Source organism: Paenibacillus kribbensis (assembly GCF_001705305.1).
GTDB classification, from domain to species: Bacteria; Bacillota; Bacilli; order Paenibacillales; family Paenibacillaceae; genus Paenibacillus; species Paenibacillus kribbensis_B.
In genome coordinates this window covers 187,604-209,684 of sequence record NZ_MCBP01000009.1, presented here as the reverse complement: position 1 = coordinate 209,684, position 22,081 = coordinate 187,604, and the positions used below count along the sequence as shown (strand labels likewise).

Annotated in this window: 19 protein-coding genes; 5 read left to right on the top strand and 14 right to left on the bottom strand. The window is 48.3% G+C overall.

Features of this window, described 5'->3' with window-relative positions:
* Nucleotides 1–77 precede the first annotated feature (77 nt).
* Complete coding sequence (locus BAZ21_RS17300) at nt 78–1,544, top strand: amino acid permease (protein ID WP_068503385.1); 1,467 nt, start codon at nt 78–80, stop codon at nt 1,542–1,544.
* A 110-nt stretch (nt 1,545–1,654) separates the two neighbouring features.
* Here BAZ21_RS17300 and BAZ21_RS17295 read toward each other — a convergent pair whose 3' ends face one another.
* Nucleotides 1,655–3,037, bottom strand: a complete 1,383-nt coding sequence (locus tag BAZ21_RS17295; protein WP_068503382.1) for an MFS transporter — start codon at nt 3,035–3,037, stop codon at nt 1,655–1,657.
* Nucleotides 3,038–3,085: 48 nt separating this feature from the next.
* Complete coding sequence (locus tag BAZ21_RS17290) at nt 3,086–4,213, bottom strand: transglutaminase domain-containing protein (RefSeq protein ID WP_068503378.1); 1,128 nt, start codon at nt 4,211–4,213, stop codon at nt 3,086–3,088.
* 218 nt (nt 4,214–4,431) lie between these two features.
* Between BAZ21_RS17290 and BAZ21_RS28030 the strand changes: the two genes are divergently transcribed.
* The 3 genes from BAZ21_RS28030 to BAZ21_RS28025 are packed head-to-tail and all read left to right on the top strand — an operon-like array spanning nt 4,432 to nt 6,959.
* Nucleotides 4,432–4,740: a FeoA family protein gene (locus tag BAZ21_RS28030; protein ID WP_256021577.1), complete on the top strand. Its 309-nt coding sequence runs from the start codon at nt 4,432–4,434 to the stop codon at nt 4,738–4,740.
* Complete coding sequence (gene feoB, locus BAZ21_RS17285) at nt 4,731–6,740, top strand: ferrous iron transport protein B (protein ID WP_068503376.1); 2,010 nt, start codon at nt 4,731–4,733, stop codon at nt 6,738–6,740. Before BAZ21_RS28030 ends, feoB begins: the two co-directional genes overlap by 10 nt.
* Nucleotides 6,741–6,776: 36 nt before the next feature.
* The gene (locus tag BAZ21_RS28025) at nt 6,777–6,959 is read left to right on the top strand and encodes a FeoB-associated Cys-rich membrane protein (RefSeq protein ID WP_084011732.1); all 183 of its coding nucleotides are present in this window, start codon (nt 6,777–6,779) and stop codon (nt 6,957–6,959) included.
* 119 nt (nt 6,960–7,078) lie between these two features.
* Here BAZ21_RS28025 and BAZ21_RS17280 read toward each other — a convergent pair whose 3' ends face one another.
* The 7 genes from BAZ21_RS17280 to xylA all read right to left on the bottom strand — a co-directional run bounded on the left by BAZ21_RS17280 (nt 7,079) and on the right by xylA (nt 14,641).
* On the bottom strand, nt 7,079–7,783 hold the full coding sequence (locus BAZ21_RS17280) for a GntR family transcriptional regulator (protein ID WP_068503373.1): 705 nt from the start codon (nt 7,781–7,783) through the stop codon (nt 7,079–7,081).
* Between the two features lie 166 nt (nt 7,784–7,949).
* Nucleotides 7,950–9,266, bottom strand: a complete 1,317-nt coding sequence (locus tag BAZ21_RS17275; RefSeq protein ID WP_068503371.1) for a PTS sugar transporter subunit IIC — start codon at nt 9,264–9,266, stop codon at nt 7,950–7,952.
* 131 nt (nt 9,267–9,397) lie between these two features.
* On the bottom strand, nt 9,398–10,807 hold the full coding sequence (locus BAZ21_RS17270; protein WP_068503368.1) for a GH1 family beta-glucosidase: 1,410 nt from the start codon (nt 10,805–10,807) through the stop codon (nt 9,398–9,400).
* A gap of 17 nt (nt 10,808–10,824) precedes the next feature.
* The gene (locus tag BAZ21_RS17265) at nt 10,825–11,133 is read right to left on the bottom strand and encodes a PTS sugar transporter subunit IIB (RefSeq protein ID WP_068503366.1); all 309 of its coding nucleotides are present in this window, start codon (nt 11,131–11,133) and stop codon (nt 10,825–10,827) included.
* Nucleotides 11,126–11,485: a PTS lactose/cellobiose transporter subunit IIA gene (locus tag BAZ21_RS17260; RefSeq protein ID WP_068503363.1), complete on the bottom strand. Its 360-nt coding sequence runs from the start codon at nt 11,483–11,485 to the stop codon at nt 11,126–11,128. Before BAZ21_RS17260 ends, BAZ21_RS17265 begins: the two co-directional genes overlap by 8 nt.
* A gap of 258 nt (nt 11,486–11,743) precedes the next feature.
* A complete protein-coding gene (xylB, locus tag BAZ21_RS17255) occupies nt 11,744–13,267 on the bottom strand; it encodes a xylulokinase (RefSeq protein WP_068503360.1) in 1,524 nt (507 codons plus the stop codon).
* A 57-nt stretch (nt 13,268–13,324) separates the two neighbouring features.
* Nucleotides 13,325–14,641 (bottom strand): xylose isomerase, encoded by a 1,317-nt coding sequence (xylA, locus tag BAZ21_RS17250; RefSeq protein ID WP_068503357.1) that lies wholly within the window; start codon nt 14,639–14,641, stop codon nt 13,325–13,327.
* Between the two features lie 147 nt (nt 14,642–14,788).
* Between xylA and BAZ21_RS17245 the strand changes: the two genes are divergently transcribed.
* On the top strand, nt 14,789–15,961 hold the full coding sequence (locus tag BAZ21_RS17245; protein ID WP_068503355.1) for an ROK family transcriptional regulator: 1,173 nt from the start codon (nt 14,789–14,791) through the stop codon (nt 15,959–15,961).
* Between the two features lie 71 nt (nt 15,962–16,032).
* On the opposite strand, the gene BAZ21_RS17240 is transcribed toward BAZ21_RS17245, so the two are convergent.
* The 5 genes from BAZ21_RS17240 to trxB form a co-directional block, all read right to left on the bottom strand.
* A complete protein-coding gene (locus BAZ21_RS17240) occupies nt 16,033–17,490 on the bottom strand; it encodes a glycoside hydrolase family 1 protein (protein ID WP_068503352.1) in 1,458 nt (485 codons plus the stop codon).
* Between the two features lie 16 nt (nt 17,491–17,506).
* Nucleotides 17,507–18,343, bottom strand: coding sequence for a BglG family transcription antiterminator LicT (licT, locus tag BAZ21_RS17235; RefSeq protein ID WP_068503349.1), 837 nt, complete (start codon nt 18,341–18,343; stop codon nt 17,507–17,509).
* 50 nt (nt 18,344–18,393) lie between these two features.
* Nucleotides 18,394–20,277 (bottom strand): beta-glucoside-specific PTS transporter subunit IIABC, encoded by a 1,884-nt coding sequence (locus BAZ21_RS17230; protein ID WP_068503346.1) that lies wholly within the window; start codon nt 20,275–20,277, stop codon nt 18,394–18,396.
* Between the two features lie 429 nt (nt 20,278–20,706).
* Complete coding sequence (locus BAZ21_RS17225) at nt 20,707–20,937, bottom strand: glutaredoxin family protein (protein WP_007432162.1); 231 nt, start codon at nt 20,935–20,937, stop codon at nt 20,707–20,709.
* Between the two features lie 62 nt (nt 20,938–20,999).
* On the bottom strand, nt 21,000–21,941 hold the full coding sequence (gene trxB / locus BAZ21_RS17220) for a thioredoxin-disulfide reductase (protein ID WP_068503343.1): 942 nt from the start codon (nt 21,939–21,941) through the stop codon (nt 21,000–21,002).
* Between the last annotated feature and the right edge of the window lie 140 nt (nt 21,942–22,081).

The window sequence follows — 22,081 nt, the reverse complement described above, 5'->3', positions numbered from 1 at the left end:
CTTTTGATTTATATACTCCCTCTCCTTCTGGCTCTTGCCCTGACATGAAATACAATTTCATGAAGGAGTGTTTGAACGTGCAACACAAAGCAACACCTGACGCAACCTTGCGAAAAAGTCTCAAAGCCCGCCATATGACGATGATCGCCCTCGGGGGCTCCATCGGAACAGGCCTGTTCCTCGCCAGTGGAGGCGCGGTTGCCGAAGCTGGACCCGGCGGAGCCCTGCTGGCCTATGCTGCAGTCGGACTCATGGTCTACTTCCTGATGACCAGCCTCGGTGAATTGGCTACGTTCATGCCCGAATCCGGCTCTTTTAACACCTATGCAGGTCGCTTCGTTGATCCGGCTTTCGGTTTCGCCATGGGCTGGAACTTCTGGTACAACTGGGCGGTGACGATTGCCGCCGAGCTGGCAGCAGCAACGGTGCTGATCAAATACTGGTTCCCGGAAAGCCACTCCGCCTGGTGGAGTTTGCTATTTTTGGCTGTTATCTTTACGCTGAACGCGTTGACCGTCAAAGGCTATGGCGAGTCTGAATACTGGTTTGCCATGATTAAAATTGTGACTGTAGTCATCTTTTTGGCTGTAGGTGTGCTGATGATCTTCGGCATTATGGGGGGCAAGGCAGTTGGCTTCGCCAACTTCACAGTCGGAGACGCTCCGTTCCATGGCGGATTCTTCGCCGTATTAGGTGTATTCATGGCTGCGGGCTTTTCCTTTCAGGGAACAGAGCTGATCGGGGTAGCCGCTGGAGAAAGCGAAAATCCACGCGAGAACGTGCCGCGTGCCATTCGCCAAATCTTTTGGCGCATCCTGTTCTTTTATATTCTGGCGATTCTCGTCATTGGCTTGATCATTCCTTACACGAATCCAAACCTGCTGCGGGGAGATATCAGCGACATTGGAGTCAGTCCGTTTACGCTTGTGTTTGAAAAAGCCGGGCTTGCGATTGCTGCCTCCGTCATGAACGCCGTTATTTTGACCTCCGTATTGTCAGCAGGCAACTCGGGGATGTACGCGGCAACACGTGTGCTGTTTGCTCTGGCACGCGAAGGCAAAGCTCCCCGCTTCCTCGGACACATCAATCGACGCGGCATTCCTATGAATGCCTTGCTGATCACGACTGCTGTCGGTATGCTGGCCTTTCTTGCTTCTCTGTACGGGGACGGTGTCGTCTACAATTGGCTGCTAAACGCCTCCGGGATGTGCGGATTTATTACGTGGGTCGGTATTGCGGTCAGTCACTATCGTTTCCGCCGTGCCTTTATGGCACAAGGCCGTAGTCTGAGCGAGCTTCCATACACAGCACGCTGGTTCCCGTTTGGACCGTTGTTCGCCTTCGCGCTGTGTATCATCGTTATTATCGGGCAAGGTGCGGATGCCTTCACCGGTCAGGAGGTCGACTGGAAAACGATGATTGCTACGTACATGAGTGTGCCACTGTTCCTTATTCTGTGGTTTGGCTACAAATGGATCAAACGCACCAAAGTCGTTCCATTAAAAGAATGTGATTTGAGTTCAGATGCTTCTGCGAATAAATAAAATAGTAAAAAGCCCGTCTCCACATATCATGGAAAACATGCTGGTAATTCTGGTCCCAGACCGCTCAGTCGCATGTTCACCTATAGATGCCCGGAGACGGGCTTCTTGTTTTATTTGGAGGAAGGAGCTGCGGCTACTGCAGCTGTTAAAGACGTAGCTAAGGCACGTCGACTGAAGATGCCATAAATTACAGCGATCAGTGTCAATAATGAGGAAAACAAGTACAAATTAACGATGCCCAGATGATCTGCAATCCAGCCCATTAAGAGCAGCGAAATGCAAAAGGTCAGGCTGGTTAGTGTGGCCTGGGCCGACAGAACCTTGGGCAAATCATGCACAGATACGCTCATTTGCATCATCGTGCGGCGGGATACGACGGACATTTCCGCAGGCAATCCCATCAACAGCACGATAAGCAGCGTCAGCGGCGGTAATGTGTTCAGAGCATACCAGGCTGTCAGCAGACCATAGCCTGTCATCCCCACGAGCATGGCGGGCAGCAGTCTGCGCTGCAAATGCTTGACACAGGCGAGGACAACGAAGCCTCCGCCAATCGCGCCCGCGAAATATGCTGCATTAATGTATCCCCACCAAGCCTCGCTCTTGTGCAGAACCTGCTGGGCGAAAGCAAGCGTGAACGCGCCGACCCACACAGATCCCCCCAGCAAGTCAATCATATCCATGAAAATAAGCGCTTTGAGCCTTCGACTGGCTCCGATAAGGCTCCAGCCCTCACGCAATATTTCTTTTTTACGCTTCGGAGGTAACGGCGGGCTGTCCGACTCCGGGCCATGAAGCATTTCTTCCAGCTGTACGGGAGGCAGGTCATGATGTCCTTGCCCCAACTCAGACACAGCTTCGAACGCCAACTCCTCCCCGTCTCGTACCCGTGTCCCGGGCTGCAGCAAGTAATGGGTCTTGCCCTCTAATGGATCTCGGATCAAGCTGGTGAAAATCATGGCTATCATATATAGTCCGCCAGCCACCAGCAGCGTCTTTTCAGGGCCCAGCATGGCCACGAGCACGCCACTAAGCCCCCATCCCGCCAATTGCACCGTCTGATCACTGACCGATACAAGGCTGTTCGCCCGCATCAGCCCTTCTCCGGAGGCAAGACGAGGAATCAGCGCATTCCGTGCAGGCGTAGTCCAGCCGTCCAGAAAGGACATGGCTGCCACCATCATAAACACAATCGCCCATATCGGTTCCGTGCCTGCTGACCACAGGTGGCCCAGCAGAACAGTAAAGAAAGCCAGTTGCCCGAGCTGGGAAACGAATAAAATAAAAGGCAACTGGAATCGGGCCAAAATCAGCGGCGCCAAAAAGCCGCTGATCATCTGTGCTCCCATCCGCAGCAGCGGAACGAGCACCGAGGAAAAGATCGAATCCGTCTCATGAAACACGAGAGATACAAGTGCCATAATATAAAGAATGTCGGCCGCATTTGACATGGTCTGCGTGCCAAGCAAATAGGTAAAGGAACGCTTGTGCATATCAATAAAATACTCCTTCAGTAGTGTAGCTTTTTTACTGCAAGATGATTAGGTCCATCTCAGCGTTACACGAAGATTCCCGGTACTGCCTAAATTCGTAATCTGATAGGAAATGGACTTCAAACCGAGCTGATACAATGGCTGCAAATCTTCCTTGAGGCTTCGCTCTGTTCCCTGATATCCGAAGGTAAGCGTCGCCCCCCCTTTATTTATAGCCGTGCGAACCTGCTCCTTGATGTCGGCCGATGAGTTAACCAAACCCTTGCCGTCCTGGAGCGGATATTCCAGGTTATTATACAGCTTTTGATACACAGCGGCCTTTGGTCCTCCCGCAGCGATCATTGCTGATAAGGTCTGCCGATACGATGTGTTCGCCTGAGGATACGGTTTAACCCATGAGTGGTCCCGGCGCATTTCGGAATCGGTCAGCAGATAATAGGAAGTGCTTACCTCGTTCCCGCGATCCGGGGTTGGATCATCCCAGGTCGTATCCATGTGATACCAGTGACCATCCAGCAAAACAAGATTCCATGCATGCAGTTGGCCCCCTGCTCTTCCTTCTACAATCCGGTTTGTAATCCCTGCTCGTTCCAGCATTTTGTACGCCAACAGTGAATAGCCCTGACAGACGGTGCTCCCGGTTTTCAGACCATCATAGGCGGTGTACTTTTGCTGTGTTTCATCGTATTTCAGACGAACCACAATCCAGTCATGAATGGCCTTCACCTTCTCATGATCGGTCATGCCCTTCGTAATGATATCCCCCAGCACGGATTGAACGGTGCTATCCACGTAGGCCGTCTGTTCCTTCGTCTCGCGGTAGCTCAAACGAATCGTGACCTGAGCGGACGTGGTGGTGCCAGTATAGCTGAATGCGTAGCTTTTGATCGTATAATTCACATACGGATCGCTCTCCATGGCCTGTTGAATGGCCGTCTCCAACTGCTGCTTGAGACCGTTCACCCGCCCTTGATATGTAAAGGTCAGCGTTTCACTCCGTGTATCCATGGCCTGTAAAAGCTTATTTTGAAGCTGCTGCGACGATACGGATGAAGTCGGCTTGACCGACGCCGCATATACGCTGCTGCTCCACTCCACAGCCTGCGGCAGCAACACAGCCAGCGCTGTACCTGCAACCAGACATTTTACAAGCCTAACCCCGATTTTTCTGTTCATACAGAGCGTTCCTGCCCTTCTTAACATAGTTGTTAACAGCTCTATCTTACCATAAAAACAGTTGCCCCAAACGCTCTAGTTTTGTCGGTTGCAGACGAGTAAAGGCCCGACCAGCAGCAGGTTGTGACATCGTACGTGCTTTTTTAACAGGCTGAACAATAGATGTTCATGGTCGTCCACAGCGAATTTTATCACAGCAACAAAGCACTTCTTATGATATGGTACTTGCATCGGAAGTAAATGATATTGATTCTCATTCTACATTGGAAAGGCTGAGCACCATGCCAGAATGTATCTCACTCCTTCGTACTCCACCCGGCCAGACTGTGCGCTTGCAATCTCTTGCCTCTCTTCATCCCTCATTGCGCCGCCGTCTAACGGACATGGGCATTGACGAAGGTTCCATTATACGATTAAAAAAAATCAGTTTGTTGGGCGGTCCTATTGTCATTGAATGCAATGGTCAACTGGTTGGCCTCCGTCAAAATCAGGTGAAGCAACTGGAGGTCGTCCCAACATGGACATGATCGCTCTGTTCGGCAATCCCAACACAGGAAAAACCTCATTATTCAACAAGCTGACTCGTACGTATGCTGAGGTAGGCAACTGGTCCGGGGTCACGGTGGAAAAGAAAACAGGGCTTCTGCGCGACAAGTCTGCCGTTTTGGTGGATTTGCCGGGTGCGTATTCCTTGCTTCCACTTTCGCTGGATGAGGGTGTCGCAACCCGTTATTTGCTGGAAGAACCGCCCGCGGCCCTCATTAACATCGTGGATGCCTCCCAGCTCCAGCGAAATCTGTATCTGACCGTACAGCTACTGGAGTATGGCCGCCCGCTTGTACTCGGTTTAAACATGACCGACGTAGCCGATGCGACGGGTCTTCGTGTAAACAAAGAATTGCTGGCTGAGCAATTGAACGTTCCTATCATTCCGATGGTGGCCCGCACAGGCAGCGGAAGCAAGCAAATGCTTGCCACTCTTCGAGAGGTACGGCGTACATCGAATAATTTCCAACTGGATTACGGCCCCGCCGTCGAAGCCGCCATTACTGATATTAGCAGCCTGCTGACGGATGCACCTATACCGCAACTGCGATGGGCCGCACTGCAATGTCTGGAAAACAATCCTGTCGTTATGGAATGGATGACCACTGAGGTGCAGCGTGAAAAGGTAACTGCACGTATCCAGCGTTGCGGGGAAGACCTTCTCGGCGAAGGCTATGCAGCCACCCCTGCCCAGCATATCCGTTCTGTACGTGCAGCATGGATCACTGATCTATGCACCAAGGCGCTCGATACCTCCAAGTTCAAGCCGCACAGTCTGACAGATAAGCTGGACGCAGTGCTAACCCATCGATATCTGGGGCTTCCGATCTTTTTGCTGCTGATGTACGCTACCTTCAAGTTCACCTTCGATTGGGCGGGTACGGTCCTTTCAGATATGCTGGACGGATTCTTTTCAGAGACACTCAGCATCTGGATCTCTGAGGTGCTTGTGCAATGGAATGCATCTGCTTTTACGCAAAGTCTGGTCGTGGACGGTATCGTGGCAGGCGTCGGGGGCGTACTCGTGTTTCTGCCGCAGATCGCTATTTTATTCCTGATCATCTCCGTAATTGAGGATTCCGGATATATGGCACGGGTCACGATATTAATGGATCGGCTGATGCAGGCTGTTGGCTTGAACGGGAAAAGCTTCATTCCCTTTATCATCGGATTTGGCTGCAATGTTCCGGCGATTATGGCGGCACGCACCATTGAGCAGCCCAGAGAACGCCTTATTACAACGCTGCTGGTGCCATTTATGTCATGTTCGGCCCGCCTGCCGGTATATGCATTGTTCGCGGGAGTGTTTTTCCCGACACATGCGGCCAGCGTTATTATGCTGATGTACGTACTAGGAATTACCGTGTCGCTTATACTTGCCAAAATTTTTTCCAAGGTATCCATTTTGTCGGGCGAGCCGTCCCTCTTTATCGTCGAGCTCCCTCCCTATCGGATACCGCAAGCTCTTACCCTGTTTCGCAGCACATGGGAAAAGGTCAAAGGCTTCGTCCGCAAGGCCGGAACGATTATTCTTGCCGGCTCCGTCGGCATCTGGCTGTTGTCCAATTTCGGGCCGCAGGGCTTTGGTGCCGAAATGAATGACAGCTTGCTCGCCACGATTGGAGGATGGTTTGCGCCCATATTGGCTCCTCTCGGTTTTGGCACCTGGCAAGCAGGGGCGTCCCTGCTCACAGGCTTTATGGCCAAGGAGGTTGTCGTATCGACGATGAATATCATTTACCACGTTCCCGATATGCAGGGATTGGAGCTGCAGGTGAGTCATGCTTTTACACCGCTTGCTTCCTTTAGCTTTATGGTGTTCATTCTGTTGTATGTGCCGTGTCTGGCGACGGTAGCGGTCATTCGCAAAGAGACCCTTTCCTGGCGCTGGACTGCATTTTCTATCATTTATCCTTTGACTGTTGCATATATCATCACCGTTTTCATTTATCAGGGTGGCAAATTGTTAGGCTGGGGTTAAAGCAAGGCCCTATGAACATAAAAGGAAGTGGATACCATGATCAATGTTATCATTTTACTGGTGATCCTTGGTTATAGCGCATGGGTATTGGTACGCTTTGTGCGAAAAAGCCGCCAAGGCGCCTGTTCCGGGTGCTCATCAAGCAAGTCATGTCCGGGCTGTGCCACTAGTGCTGTGGATGAGCATCATAGAAAGACGACTACTATACCCAAAGGCTAGTCATAACATTTGAGTGGACAACAAAAAACTTGGCAACTACTTCCTACTATGTTGCAGGAGATAGTTGCCAAGTTTTTTTTCTGGACTTTAGCTTCCATTCAGACCGATTTAAACCGGATTTATTTGGTAGTCAATGACAGCAACTTGATTTTATCATAGCGATACTTTTCCCGTGAGGTGCTGAATACCACACCCGTATTTAAGAACACCTTATTTTCTACGATTAATGTAGGATCACCGGGTTGCAGGTCGAGCAGCGATGCATCATAATCATCTAGTTTCTCACTCGAAATAACCTTATCTGTGAATCCAACGTTAAGCTTCAGATCTTGCGAGATATAATTGTAGATGGAGTGGTTACAAATTTCTTTGTCCAGATACAAGATAATGTCCTTGTTAAAATAAGATTCCTCAATGACAAATGGCATCCCATTAAGGTTTCTCACCCGTTTAACATAGTATACCTTTGTGTTCACGGCACATTTCAATTGCTCCGCGAGCTCGTCATCTGCTTCAAGCAAGTCCAACTGTAGCAGAGTACTGGTTAGCTCATCTTGTGCAAATTCTCTGGTTAAGCCAATCATATTTTTGATGGATATGCAGCCCGGTCTGGAGAATTCCCTGAGAAAAATTCCGCTGCCCTGAACCTGATAAATGTACCCGTCCTCCGCCAGTATATCGATAGCTTTGCGAATGGTATTGCGACTGACATCGAACTTCTTCATCAGTTCCTCTTCGGTAGGTAATTTGGTATTAGGTGCATATTTGCCGTCCAAAATTTCTTGCTCCATCTGCTCTACAACCATTTTATATTTTAAAGTCATATTATGCGTTACCTTCCCTCAGCGCCGATCTTTGATTACAACGATATCTATCTTCATTGAGTTTTAGATGAGGCTATCCCTACATATAGTATAGATTTTAAAGACTATTGTAAAGATAACCCTCATCTCTTTATTGAAGTTGGATTAGGAGCCCCTATAAATCAAGTTACACAGCTTGCTCCGTCGTGGGTTGTTCTTGTGCCACACTAACCTTATCCAGCATCTTAACAAACGGATAATAGACGACTACGGCAACGATCAGAATAGCGAGTTGTAGTACGACACCTTGCCAGCCAGACAGAATGAATCCGGATATGAACGGCGGAGTTGTCCATGGAACCTGAACGGCATTGAACGGTGCGACAAAACCTGTAAGTACGGAGAAATAGGTCATCAATGTAGCTAACACCGGAACCGTTACAAATGGGATTAGCATCAACGGGTTGAACACAATTGGAAGACCGAAAATCATGGGCTCATTGATGTTGAAGAGACCCGGTACGAGTGACATCTTGGATAACTGCTTGACCTGCTGCGATCTGGCTACAAATAAAGCTGCAAAAATGAATCCCAAGGTTATGCCGGCTCCACCGAATTTTGCATAAATATCGACGACTTGGACCGTAACAATCTTGGCATTTTCCCCTACTGTTAGGGCTTGACCTGCATCTAGAACGGCCTGATTAGCCAGAGCATTGGAGGTCAGGATGGGAGCCATAATGCCCATTACGATATTCGGACCATGTAATCCAAACCACCAGAAGATGGAGATAAGAGCCATGATTACGATGATACCTGGTAATGTGTCGGATAGATTTTGCATAGGAATTTGTAGAACTTGATAGATAATCTCGGTCATGGATATACCTTGAAGCTGATCACAAATGATGTACATCATCATGGATAACAGCATAATAGCGAAACCAGGGATGAGAGCGGAGAATGCATTGGATACACCAGTAGGTACGCTTTCCGGCAGTTTAATGCGAATATTTCTCTTCATGAACCATGAATAAATGGCTCCTACAGCCAGGCCTACCAGAATGGAAGTAATCATGCCTTGACCGCCTGTCCAAGTCTTCGGAATGACGCCGCCAATTTTGTCACCAGCCTCACTGAGTACGAAGGAGTTTGTAACAATCAGGAAAGAGATAATGCCAATGATTCCGGCAGGAACCGCTTCGATATTATTGCTCTTCACATAAGAGTAAGCGATACCAAAAACACCAATTAAAGCAATAATGTCGAAGGTAGCCCCTGTAACCTGATTCAGGGGTGCTGCCCAGTCCGGTCCGAAGAATCCGGTCATGATCTCATTCCAGTTGCTGATAGGCAAGTTGGCAATCAACATGAAGATGGAACCAATCAGGGTAAGCGGCATGGTGAGTACGAAGCCGTCTTTAAGTGCAATAATAGCTTTAAAATTTGAAAATTTAGCGAATGCAGGCATTAGCTTCTCGAAAAGTCTCTCGAGTCTGTTCATATAGTATTCCTCCGATATGATGTCTAAGATAAGCTGATCATGCGACCTATAATAAGAATCCTGAATCCATAGAAAACCCTTACATAAAGATGCGAGAACATTGATATGCTTGCATGAGAGGGAAAAGAGCTTTATAGCTCTTCTCCCCGTGTTGCAATGATGTGTTTGTACCAATGAAAGGACAGCTTCTTGCGCCGTTCCAGATTGTTCTTATGGTCTACATAGATGAATCCATATTGTTTCTTATAGCCGTTGAGCCAACTTAGCAGGTCAATTACAGACCATGCATAATAACCTTTGAGGTTAATGCCTTCCTGGATCGCGAGCTTGACGGCTCTTAGATGCTCCTCGATATATTTGATCCGCGGCACATCGACGATCTCACCCTCGATGATAGGATCTTCATCACCCAGCCCGTTTTCCGTAATGTAAAGCTTCACATCTCCGTAACGATCCTTGATCATCCGAAGACCCTGCATAAACCCTTCAGCCGAGATCTCCCAGCCCCATTTGGTATATACCTTGTCATCCATCATGACTGTCCGGTAATAGCTATCGAAGGAAGGGTTACCGGGTCTGCCTGTAGACTTATCGCGATCCATCGCTATGGACTCAGCGGGCTCATCAATCTTGATTACACGTGCAGGCTGGTAATAGTTAAGTCCGATGAAATCGTTGTTGCCGGCCATTTCTCTCAGCAGAGCAAGTTCCTCTTCATTCCAGTCAGGAGTCAATTCTTTTTCTCGCAGAGCGTCAATCACGTATGTGGGATATTCTCCCTTCAAAATGGGATCGTAATACCAGAAGGTCTGATAGTTGTTTGCATGAAACGCCGCTTGCTGATTCTCCTCCTTCTCATCTACACCGTAGGCGGGATTGAACACATGAGTAATGCCGATCTCACCGTATTGCTTCAAGCTTTTATAGATCTGTATCACTCTGGCATGAGCCACGAATACGTGATGTGTCGCCTGAAAATATTTCTTCGCATCATTCACATACCCTGGAGGATGTGCGCCGTTCAAATACCCTAGAGTACAGAAAACAACCGTCTCGTTAAAGGTAATCCAGTGCTTCACCCGGTCTCCGAAGGCCTTGTAACAGATCTCAGCGTACCTTGCGAAAGCGTTCACAATGTCTTTGTTAATCCATCCGCCCTTGTCCTCTAAAGCCTGCGGTAAATCCCAGTGATACAGCGTAACAAAAGGTACAATGCCGTATTTCAGACATTCGTCAATAATGTTGTTGTAGAATTGAATGCCTTTCTCGTTAATCGCGCCATCTCCATCTGGAATGATTCGAGCCCAAGAGATAGAGAATCGATACGATTCCAGTCCCATCTCCGCCATGAGCTTAATATCTTCCGGATATCTGTGATAATGGTCGATCGCAACATCTCCGTTGGTACCCTCGAACGTCTTGCCGGGAATCTTGGAAAAGGCGTCCCAATTGGTTATGCCTTTGCCATCTTCGTTCCAGGCACCTTCGATCTGATAAGCTGCGGATGCCGCGCCGAACAGAAAATCATGTGGAAATTTCATGTTGTCACTCCTTACTTCTATTTACTGGCTAATGACAGGGCTTGCTCTAATACTTTAGCGCCGTTCATCATACCGTAATCCACGGGGTTGATGACTTCGACGGGAATGGACTTCGGAGCACATATGGCTTCGGCTTTCTTTAACAGGAATTTGACCTGCGGTCCGAGCAGCGCAACATCAATCGAATCTACAACCTGCTCCAGCTCAGATTCCGGATAGGCGTTGATTTCTGCATCAATTCCCTTACTCTTCGCTTCGTTCTTCATCTTGCTCACCAGCATACTGGTAGACATTCCAGCCGAACAGAACAATCCGATTTTAACCATGCTTCACAACCTCCAATTGTTGTTTAAGTACGTTGATTTCTTTTTGCATCGTAATCAGTTGATCGAGCAATTCCTTCACCAAAATTGTGTTCATCAGATGATCCTGGGCATGTACCATTAAGATTCCGACCTCAGTCTTGTTACCGCTCGCTTCTTCTGTAATTAAGTCCGTCTGTACTCTATGGGCTTGCTTCAAAGCTTGTTGACCATTCTTCTTGCATTGTTCCGCTTCATCGTATTTACCAAGGCGAGCCATCTCTAGTGCTTCATAAAAATTGGATTTGGCCTCTCCTGCACCGGATATCAAGCCGAAGACTCTCATTTGCAATTCTTCCACATCGTTAGTAAGCATTACACAACCTCCATATTCATCATTATAATTACAATTCATTGGTACAAATTCATTGGTACGAATTTATTGTATACTGTTATGCTTTCGAAGTAAACGGTTTCTTTTTCAATAAAAATAAAAAAGCGGATTCGGGTCTATATGCACCCGAAACCGCTTCTTCATTTCATGTTAAGGTTGGGAAAGATTTGTACGAATGACTGTTACACAAGCAGATCGTAATCTTGATTCCCTTCGTTTTCTCTCAACCTTACCGTATATTCAGCGATATTTCGCCAAATGTTCGTTGAGCTCCCGCGTGTGCGGGTAAACTACACGATACAGCTCATACAAACCTTCATACCGAGCCACATGCTCCGGGTTCGGTGAATATCTCGCAGCCTCGCGCAGAAATGTTTCAGCACACGCTTGCAGCGATGCAAACCAGCCGCTGCCGTATGCAGCCAGCATGGCTGCTCCCAGGGCAGGCCCCTGCTCGCTCTCCAGCTTGATGATATCCGCATTGAAAATATCGGCCTGCATTTGCAGCCACGCCTCGTTACGGGCTCCACCGCCGATGGAAATGACTTCTTTCACCGTTTTGCCCGTGCCTCTGAGAATATCAATGGATTCCTTGAGCGAAAACGTAATTCCCTCCAGCACCGCCCGTGTAAAATGCGCAAGCCCATGCCCCGCATCCATTCCGATAAAGCTGCCCCGGATGGTTGCATCCGGATGAGGGGTACGCTCGCCGACGATATAAGGCGTAAACAGCAGTCCGCGGCTGCCTGGCTCCACAGAGCTGACATCTTCCAGCAGCGCATCAAAAGAAAGCCCCGGCGCAAAGGTTTCCTTAAACCAGGTTAGGCTGTACCCGGCCGCGAGTGTAACTCCCATGATATAATAGGCATCCTGCTCACTATGATTAAAAAAATGCGCCCGTCCCTGCACATCAATATCCTTGCGCTCCTCATAGGAAAGCACAACGCCCGAGGTGCCGATGCTGCACATGGTGCGGCCTTCGCTTAAAATGCCTGCACCAATCGCGCCACATGCGTTGTCTGCACCCCCCGCATACACCTTTGTTTCAGGCGAAAGTCCGCTCTGCTCCGCAATCTCCGGCAGGAGCGTACCCGTCTGGTCAAAGGATTCCACCAGCGGCGGGAACAACGACAACGGCAATTCAAAAGCAGCGGCGATCTCCTGGCTCCACTGCTTTTGAGCAACATCCAGCAGCAGCGTACCGGCTGCATCCGAATACTCCGTCGCCAGCTTTCCGGTCAGACGGTATCGCACATAATCCTTCGGCAGCATAAAATACGCTGCACGCGCCAGCACGTCCGGCTCATGCTCCTGCACCCACAGCAGCTTGGGCAGCGTGAAGCCCTCCAGCGCGCGATTGCGTGCGATGCTCAGCAGCTCCGGCCCGAGCTTTTCTTCAATGCGGCGACATTGTGCCGTTGTGCGCGTGTCATTCCACAGAATAGCCGGACGCAGCACTTGGCCGTCCTTGTCCGTCAACACAAGCCCGTGCATCTGCCCCGAAAAGCTAATGCCGTCCACGGCATCTGTACCGCCGATTCCGGCCTTTTCCACAAGCTCCTCCAGAGATGCTAACGTACCACGGACCCAGTCCTCAGGATGCTGCTCACTGTACCCTGCCTTAGGCTGATGGAGTGGATATGACTGGGAAGCTTCATAAGCCACTTGTCCCTTGCGGTTGACCAATACCGTTTTGACTGCGCTGGTCCCTAGATCGACGCCGATGACATACCGCTCCTGCTCCTGTTGTGGCTCTTTTTGCATCGAAGTTCCTCCTTCCCTGCTACCATGTATCCATGATTTGATCTATAGATTCTGGTTTTAATCCGCCAAAATGTATTGGTTTAATGTCGCCTTCAAATATTCCTGACGACCGGACGCGTTTTTGCGTGGTGCTTCGTTCGCCAGTGCATATTCAGCCAGCGAAGCAAGCGTTGCTTTACCGGATACGATGTCTGCTCCAATGCCTTCTTTAAAGCTGCTGTAGCGCTTCTCGATAAAGTCTTCAAACACACGATCCTCGATCAGTTTGGCGGCGATCTTCAAGCCTTTCGCATACGTATCCATCCCTGCGATGTGTGCGAGGAACAAATCCTCTGGCTCAAACGATGCTCTGCGCACCTTGGCATCAAAGTTGATACCGCCACGGCCCAGGCCTTCGTTTTGCAGCACTTCATACATGGTCAGGGTCGCATCATACAGATCAACCGGGAATTCGTCCGTGTCCCAGCCCAGCATCAAATCTCCCTGGTTGGCATCCAGTGATCCCAGCATACCGTTAATCCGTGCCACACGCAGCTCATGATCAAAGGTATGGCCCGCCAGAGTCGCATGGTTAGCTTCCAGATTCAGCTTGAAATGCTGATCCAGATCGTATTTTTGCAGGAAAGCAATCGTCGTCGCCGCATCAAAATCATATTGATGCTTGGTTGGCTCCTTCGGTTTAGGCTCGATCAGGAACTGAGCGTCAAAGCCGATTTCACGCGCATAGTCCACAGCCATATGGAACATACGGCCCAAATTATCCTGCTCCAGCTTCATATCCGTATTCAGCAGAGTTTCGTAGCCTTCACGGCCGCCCCAGAAAACATAATTGTCTGCGCCCAAGCGCTTGCCTACTTCCAGGCCCTTTTTAATCTGGGCGGCTGCATGTGCGTATACATCCGCATTGCAGGTTGTCGCAGCTCCATGCAAATAACGAGGATGGCTAAACATGTTCGCTGTGTTCCACAGCAGCTTTTTCCCCATAGCCTTCATATGCTCCTCTATCAGATCTACAATCGTATCCAGATTGCTGTAAAATTCCTTCAGGGAAGCGCCTTCCGGGGCAATATCCACATCGTGGAAAGCAAAATAAGGCAGATTCAGCTTATCCAGCAGCTCAAAGGCAGCTTCCACACGAGCCTTCGCCAAGTCCAGCCCGGTAAACTTGGACCACGGGCGTTCCGCTGTCTCTACCCCGAATGGATCGGAGCCGCCTGCGACGAGTGTATGCCAATAGGCCATGCTAAAACGCAAATGCTCTTCCATCGTTTTCCCGGCCACAACTTCCTGTGGATTATAAAATTTAAATGCAAAAGGATTATTGGATTGCTTGCCCTCAAAATTAATTTTGGATACCTGCTCGAAATAAGCCATCAATAAGTTCCTCCTTTGTAGCAATCGTTATAGTAACCGTTTACAAAAACGATTCTAGCACAGATAAATAACTTTGTCTATTGCTTAAACTAAGTTTGTTTTTATGATATAATATCGGGAATTACACCAACAGGAAGTGAAAAGGTCATGAATGTCACCGGCGATCAGGCGCTTGTCAAAAAGCTGAATAAATCCATTGTGCTGGAGCGTATCCGCCTCCATGCCCCGCTATCCCGGGCACAATTATCAAGTCAAACCGGGTTAAACAAGGCCACCGTATCCAACCTGGTAGCAGAGCTAATCACCGAGGGACTTGTATATGAAACGGGATTAGGTGAATCCAGTGGCGGGCGTAAGCCTTTAATGCTGCTGTTTAACAGCCGCGCCGGCTTTGTGCTTGGCATCGAGGTTAGTGTGCATTATATCCAGGGTGCTCTGACTGATTTGGCAGGAGCCATTGAGACAGAGCTTACCCTCCCCCTGAGGCAGCATGATCCTGCCTTTGTCATGGAGCAGATCCGAAAGCTGGTTCAGGAGCTCATGCTGGTCACTCCTCCCTCCCCTCATGGCATCGTCGGCATTGGGCTGGGGGTGCCGGGGATGGTGGATGAATCAGGAACTGTTTTGTTTGCACCCAATCTGGGCTGGGAAGAGGTCCCACTGCGGCAGCAGCTTGAGACAGAGCTTGGCCTGCCCGTCGTAGTGGATAACGAGGCCAACGTCGGCGCACAAGGCGAGCTGCACTATGGTATGGACGGCGAGCATCGGCAGATGGTGCGGGATCTGGTTTACATCAGTGCAGGGTCCGGGATTGGGGCCGGAATTATCATTGACGGCAAGCCGTATCAAGGAGCTTGGGGATACGCCGGAGAGACGGGTCATATGACCATTGACTGGAACGGACGTTCCTGCTCCTGCGGTAGCCGGGGCTGCTGGGAGCTATACGCTTCGGAAAAAGCCTATACAGCGCCCACCCTCTCCCTGCCCGCGCACAGTACAGCGGAATTACTGCAGTTTGCCCGGCAAGGTGACGCGGATACGTTAAGCGTCTTTCGTGATATCGGGCGATATTTGGGTGTGGGCATTACCAACATTGTGAACAGCCTCAACCCCGGCATGCTCATCATCGGCGGTCCACTGGCGGAAGCCAGACCATGGCTGGAGCAGAGTATGCGTGAGGTAATTGATGAACGCGCCCTGCCCTATCACCGTCGACAGCTGCAAATCCGTTTTTCCACGCTTGGCAGCCGTTCGACCATGCTGGGCGCAGCCTATGCAGCAACAGCCCCTTTTCTCGGGCGTGTACGGGTATCTCTCTAAAAAAGGCGTACAGGAACATTAAAGTTCCTATACGCCCATTTATTTTGTTAGGATTTTGCAAAATCCTCTTCTTACAGACCATTATTGGCGATAACCTCTTTATACCAATAGAAGCTTTTTTTCCGTTTTCTTTCAAGCGTTCCGTTACCGTCATTGTCTTTGTCCACATATATAAAACCGTATCTTTTTTCCATTTCAGATGAGGAATAGCTGACCAAATCGATAGCTCCCCAACTGGTGTAACCCATCAGTTCAACCCCGTCCAGAATGGCTTCATGCATTTGTTCAAAATGAGCACGGAAGTAATCAATCCGGTAATCATCCTGAATGCTGCCATCTTCCTCTACCTGATCGTACGCTCCCAAACCATTTTCTACGATAAACAGCGGCACTTCATAACGGCTGTACAGCTCATTCAGGGAAAGTCTCAAGCCAACCGGGTCAACCTGCCATCCCCAATCACTCGTCTCCAGATAAGGATTTTTCACGCCGCCAATCGTATTCCCACTGACCTTTTCCATGCCTTCACTATCTGCACTGGTCACCAGCGACATATAGTAGCTAAAGGAAATGAAATCCACCGGATGCATTTTTAAAATTTCATCGTCACTCTCCAGCTTTTCAATCACAATCTCCTTTTCACGGAAGAAGCGTTTCATATAATGCGGATACGCGCCACGAACCTGTACATCCGTGAAAAAATAGTTAAACTGATTATCTTTAAACGCTGCAAGAATATCCTGCGGATTACAGGTGTGCGGATATGTCGTCAGCCGGGTTAACATACAGCCGATTTTGGCATCGGGAATAATTTCGTGGCAGTATTTCACAGCCAAAGCACTGGCCACAAATTGGTGATGTAAGCCTTGATAAACCGCCTGCTCTACATTTTCAAAGCGTTCCGGTATAATCCCGCCGCTCGTAAACGGATGGCGAACGATACTATCGATTTCATTAAAAGTGATCCAGTGTTTTACTTTGTTTTTGTATCTTGTAAACACGGTTTTACAAAAATGAACGAAGAAATCCACAACCTTCCGCTGGGTCCAGCCCCCGTAATGATTGACAAGATACATCGGCATTTCGTAGTGAGACAGAGTGACAAGCGGCTCGATCCTATTTTTATGCATTTCATCAAACAGCCGATCATAAAATTGCAATCCAGCCTCGTTGGGCTTCTTCTCATCTCCGTTTGGAAAAATGCGTGTCCATGCAATAGACACCCGTAGCGTTTTAAAGCCCATTTCACCAAACAATGCCAAATCTTCAGGATAGCGGTGATAAAAATCAATTCCCTGGCGTTTGGGATAATCGCGATCTGACGTGTCCTGCATCGCCTTTTGGATATGCTCCTCGGTGATGGAATTGTGTTTTTTGTAATCACTTTTGCTCACATTTCTTTTGTAAATAGCCATATCTGCTGTAGATATCCCTTTGCCATCGACATTCCAGGCTCCCTCTACCTGGTTAGCAGCTACCGCTCCACCCCATAAAAAACCCTTCGGAAATGTTCTTTTGATCTCTGTCATCTCTAGCTCCTCCTCTTTAATTTCTGCTTATAACCCGTTTTAGATGAATAATCAGATACATGAGTTCTTCATCCGGGATCGAAAGCTCGAATTTGGCTTCAATATATTGTTGAATCGATAACGCACACTTCTCTTCTTCAGGGTACTTGTTCACTATCTGATCCATTAGTTCTTGATCCTGAGAATCCAGCATTTTATGTTCAAGTAGTCGCTGCACAAAAAATTGAAGGTGCGTTAAAAACCGTGAATAGTTGATGCTGTGAGTGTCCAGCTCGATGTGGTAATGCAGTTTAATGATGTTCAGAATGTCCTTGACCGTATTGGTCATCAACAGAACCTGGTTCATATTGTTGTCGGTCTGTTGAGCGTTAACCAGATGAAAGGCAATATTAGCCGCTTCCTCTTCAGGCAGCTTTAAGCCGATTCGCTTTTCAATCAAGGTGAGCGCATACAGCCCAATGCCAAACTCTTCCGGGTAAAACTTTTTGACCTCCCACAGCATCCGGTTCTGAATGGTCATGTTATCTTTAAACCGTTTGGTAGCCATATACAAATGGTCTGTCAGGGATACATACAGGTGCTCATTCAAGTGACTGGATAGCGTATTTTTAGCATAAGATATGATTTCATCTGCCATAATCAAATACTCCTTGGGCGTATCTTTCATTAAGGCTGTTAAATCGGAAGACATACTTTCATTTTCAAGAACGTATATCTTTTCAATCTCGTTCTCATTGACGAAATCGCCAGGTTTGCTTTTAAAGCCGATCCCTTTCCCCATCACGATAATCTCTTTGTGATCCTCACGTTTGGCAAGAACAACACTCGTATTGAGAACTTTTATGACTTTCATATCCAATGACCTCTCACTTTCCAGGCTTGATTCCCCCAGCAGACACCCTGTTAAAGTACAGTAATCAGCGGCTTCTCCGGCCCTGTCTTTTCTGAACTTTCATGACCCATGATTTCCAGATAGTCAGGCGTATTGGTCACAATAATCGGAGTTATCGTATCATACCCTGCCTGTTGTATGGCTTCAAGCTCGAATTCAATCAGTAGCTGTCCGTGCTTAATGACGTCACCTTCTTGTACATGCACTGTAAAATGCTGTCCCTTCAGCTTTACAGTATCCAAACCGATATGAATGAGCAGTTCTACACCCTCAACCGAATGTAAGGCTATGGAATGCTTGGTGCGGAATACGTTGACCACCGTGCCGTCAAAAGGTGCGACCACTTTTCCACTGCTGGGTTGAATCGCTATTCCTTTGCCCATGGCTTCCTGAGAGAACGCTTCATCTTTTACCTGCTGCAAGGGAATGACAGTACCCTCCATCGGTGCGAAAATAACAGTTTTGGACTTGAAGCTTTTACTTTGCGCTTGAGCAGGCTCTGGACGAGCTTCTGTTTTAGCTGGTTCGGTAACCGTATCTTTAAAGCCGATCACATATACTGCAATAAACGTCACAATAATCGAAATGGCCATCGTAATAAGCGCATACACCAGGTTGGAGTGATCTTCGCTGATAAACATCGGCAGGGATGCAAACCCAGGGCCTACAGCGGCATATGCTTTTAAGTTCACAAGTCCAGCAAACAATCCGGCAACACCAGCTCCAACCATGCAGGCGAACAGTGTTTTTTTCAGGCGTAAATGTACGCCGTACAAGGCGGGCTCCGTGATGCCGAATACGCCTGAAATACCTGCGGACAGAGCAATTTGCTTGAACTTGGGATCTTTTGTTTTCAGCGAGACGGCAAATGCGCCAGCGCCCTGTGCCATATTGGAAGCCAGCATGGCAACCAGTACCAATGTTTCGTACCCTGGCGAAGCCAGCGCAGCAAATATGATGGGATAAAATACTTTGTGCATACCGAACATGACGATTAGCGGCATCACAATTGACATCAATACAACGGTAAGCCAGCCGATTCGTTCCTGAATCCAGAACACACCGTTGGACATGCCTAGGCCCAAATACGTCCCCAAGGGTCCTAAGGCAATAAGAGAAACAGGCGCGACAATCAGAATAACGATTAATGGTTTTAAAAATATTTTCACAGGTCCGGGAGAGATTTTATCAGCAAATTTCTCAATGTATGACATGAACCATATGGTCAAAATAATCGGAATAACCGAGGTGGCGTACTGTACTGCTGCTACGGGCAAGCCCGCAAATGTGACAGCTTTCTCACCTCCTAACAAACTGATTAAGTTTGGATGAAGCAGCACACCCCCAAGGAGTACGGATACGAATGGATTGGTCTTGAATTTCTGTGCGCTGGAGAAAGCCAGCAGCATAGGCAGAAAATAAAATGCCGCATCTGACATCACGCTTAAAATCGTGTAGGCTTGGCTTTCCTTGCTCATAATTCCGGTTACCGTGGACAGCAAGAGCAGCGCTTTTAGCATCCCTGAAGCGGCAATGGCCGGGATAATCGGCTGGAAAATACCTGCGATCATGCTCGCAAAGGTATTAAACAATCCCTTAAGACTTCGGTCTACCTTCACTTTTTCGGCTTCATCCGAAGATGATTTATCCGGGTCCAGCAATTTGATCAGCTCATTGTAGACATAGCCTACATCATTACCTATGATGACCTGATATTGTCCCCCGCTGTTCACGGCTCCCATAACGCCGTCCAGAGCTTTAATTTCATCGGTTTGTGCCAATTCCGGCTTCCGAAGCGTCATCCGCAGTCGTGTCGAGCAATGAATGACACTGTTAATATTATCGTTCCCACCCACTTTATTAAAAATGGCTTGTGCGATGTCTTTGTAATTCATGAGTTACACCTTCCTTCTTAAAATAAGGAACAAAAAAAGACCTAAAAAGGGTAGGAAAACATATCCCACCCAATCTAGGTCTTGCCTGCCGAACAGTAACACGCCTGTATTGGATAATCTACTATTTAATTAGTTAGAGGTACTGCTGATTGATCGTTGATTGTACATTAATGAACTGTTACATTAAGCAACCCGGGTTTTAAGCGCTTACAATTAAAATATAACACCAACTAGCTATAGATGCAACATATTTCGACAAAATTTTCTCTAACCGTAGGACAGAAGGCAACAACTGCTTTACAACTTATCATTTGTTGTCGTTCAAAAAAATAGCAATAAGGCCCCCGTCGCAGTCTGTACCTGTGACGAGGATCTTATTAAAATCATATGAGGATCTGTGAATCCGCTGTGAATCTACTGTGAAGCTGATTAAGCGTTCAACACTTTTTCAAACTTGGTTTTGTTCATACCGGAAATACGTTCTTCCCCGATCAGAGTCAATGGAACGGCACGAATACCCATATCCCATACCTCTTGCGCGAAGGCTTCATTCGTTTCGATGTTGCGTTCTTCGTACTCTACGCCCTTTTCACTCAAATAGCTTTTGACTTGACGGCAATGCGGGCAGTTTGTAGATGTGTATACAATTGCTTTTTCCATGAATATCACCTCATCAATTATTGTTTGTAAACATTATATTTATTCATACCTGTTCGCAAATATTACAAGGCTAACGCGCTGTGCTCCAGGCTTTCGATATACTTCTCACTGTCCATAGCGGCCATGCAGCCGCTGCCTGCTGCTGTAATCGCTTGTCTGTAGCGTGTATCCTGTACGTCGCCGCAAGCGAATACGCCAGGTACGTTCGTTTCGGAAGTGCCAGGGTTCACCACGATATAACCGTTCGCATCGGTTGTAATTTGGCCCTCCAGGAAGCCTGTGTTTGGATGGTGACCAATTGCCACGAACACGCCGTTAACCGTAATGATTTTCTCTTCGCCTGTTGCATTGTTCAGTACTTTCAAGCCGGTTACCCCGTTCTCGTCAGCAATCACTTCCACAGGAGTATGGTTGAGCGCCCACTCAATTTTGCTGTTCGCACGAGCACGATCCTGCATAATTTTGGAGGCGCGCAGTTCTTCACGGCGATGCACCAGCGTTACTTTGGAGGCAAAGCGTGTCAGGAAGTTGGCTTCCTCCAGCGCTGAATCCCCACCGCCGATGACCACAATTTCCTTGCCGCGGAAAAAGAATCCGTCACAGGTTGCGCAGGTGCTCACGCCGCGTCCGATGTTGTCCTGTTCGCCGGGAATCCCCAGGTATTTGGCAGTCGCGCCTGTGGAAATGATCAGTGTGTCGGTAACCAGTTCACCCAAACCCTCTACATCCAATGTAAAAGGACGAGCGGTTGTGTCTACCTTGTTTACCCAGCCTGTGCGGAATTCAGCGCCAAAACGCTCCGCCTGCTTACGCATATTATCCATCAAATCAGGTCCCATGATTCCTTCAGGAAATCCAGGGAAGTTTTCGACATCAGTAGTCGTGGTTAATTGTCCGCCTGGCTGTGGTCCTTCAATCACCAGCGGGTTCATGTTGGCACGTGCCAGATAGATCGCAGCGGTCAGACCGGCAGGGCCGGTACCTATAATAATAGACTTGTACATATCTTGGTTCCTCCTAAAATATCATAAGTATTATATAGCCAGTTTTCGGTCCCGGGCGCTGGGCTGCTGCATATACTCTAAAAGCAGTTCTGCCAGAAGCTCATCCCAAAATACGGACACCCGGCTGTTGCAAAAACGAA

Coding starts and splice junctions, on each gene's coding strand:
- BAZ21_RS17295 (WP_068503382.1), bottom strand. CDS start 3,037: ATGCACAAGCGTTCCTTTACCTATTTGCTTGGCACGCAGACCATGTCA.
- BAZ21_RS17290 (WP_068503378.1), bottom strand. CDS start 4,213: ATGAACAGAAAAATCGGGGTTAGGCTTGTAAAATGTCTGGTTGCAGGT.
- BAZ21_RS28030 (WP_256021577.1), top strand. CDS start 4,432: ATGGTACTTGCATCGGAAGTAAATGATATTGATTCTCATTCTACATTG.
- feoB (WP_068503376.1), top strand. CDS start 4,731: ATGGACATGATCGCTCTGTTCGGCAATCCCAACACAGGAAAAACCTCA.
- BAZ21_RS28025 (WP_084011732.1), top strand. CDS start 6,777: ATGATCAATGTTATCATTTTACTGGTGATCCTTGGTTATAGCGCATGG.
- BAZ21_RS17280 (WP_068503373.1), bottom strand. CDS start 7,783: ATGACTTTAAAATATAAAATGGTTGTAGAGCAGATGGAGCAAGAAATT.
- BAZ21_RS17275 (WP_068503371.1), bottom strand. CDS start 9,266: ATGAACAGACTCGAGAGACTTTTCGAGAAGCTAATGCCTGCATTCGCT.
- BAZ21_RS17270 (WP_068503368.1), bottom strand. CDS start 10,807: ATGAAATTTCCACATGATTTTCTGTTCGGCGCGGCATCCGCAGCTTAT.
- BAZ21_RS17265 (WP_068503366.1), bottom strand. CDS start 11,133: ATGGTTAAAATCGGATTGTTCTGTTCGGCTGGAATGTCTACCAGTATG.
- BAZ21_RS17260 (WP_068503363.1), bottom strand. CDS start 11,485: ATGCTTACTAACGATGTGGAAGAATTGCAAATGAGAGTCTTCGGCTTG.
- xylB (WP_068503360.1), bottom strand. CDS start 13,267: ATGCAAAAAGAGCCACAACAGGAGCAGGAGCGGTATGTCATCGGCGTC.
- xylA (WP_068503357.1), bottom strand. CDS start 14,641: ATGGCTTATTTCGAGCAGGTATCCAAAATTAATTTTGAGGGCAAGCAA.
- BAZ21_RS17245 (WP_068503355.1), top strand. CDS start 14,789: ATGAATGTCACCGGCGATCAGGCGCTTGTCAAAAAGCTGAATAAATCC.
- BAZ21_RS17240 (WP_068503352.1), bottom strand. CDS start 17,490: ATGACAGAGATCAAAAGAACATTTCCGAAGGGTTTTTTATGGGGTGGA.
- licT (WP_068503349.1), bottom strand. CDS start 18,343: ATGAAAGTCATAAAAGTTCTCAATACGAGTGTTGTTCTTGCCAAACGT.
- BAZ21_RS17230 (WP_068503346.1), bottom strand. CDS start 20,277: ATGAATTACAAAGACATCGCACAAGCCATTTTTAATAAAGTGGGTGGG.
- BAZ21_RS17225 (WP_007432162.1), bottom strand. CDS start 20,937: ATGGAAAAAGCAATTGTATACACATCTACAAACTGCCCGCATTGCCGT.
- trxB (WP_068503343.1), bottom strand. CDS start 21,941: ATGTACAAGTCTATTATTATAGGTACCGGCCCTGCCGGTCTGACCGCT.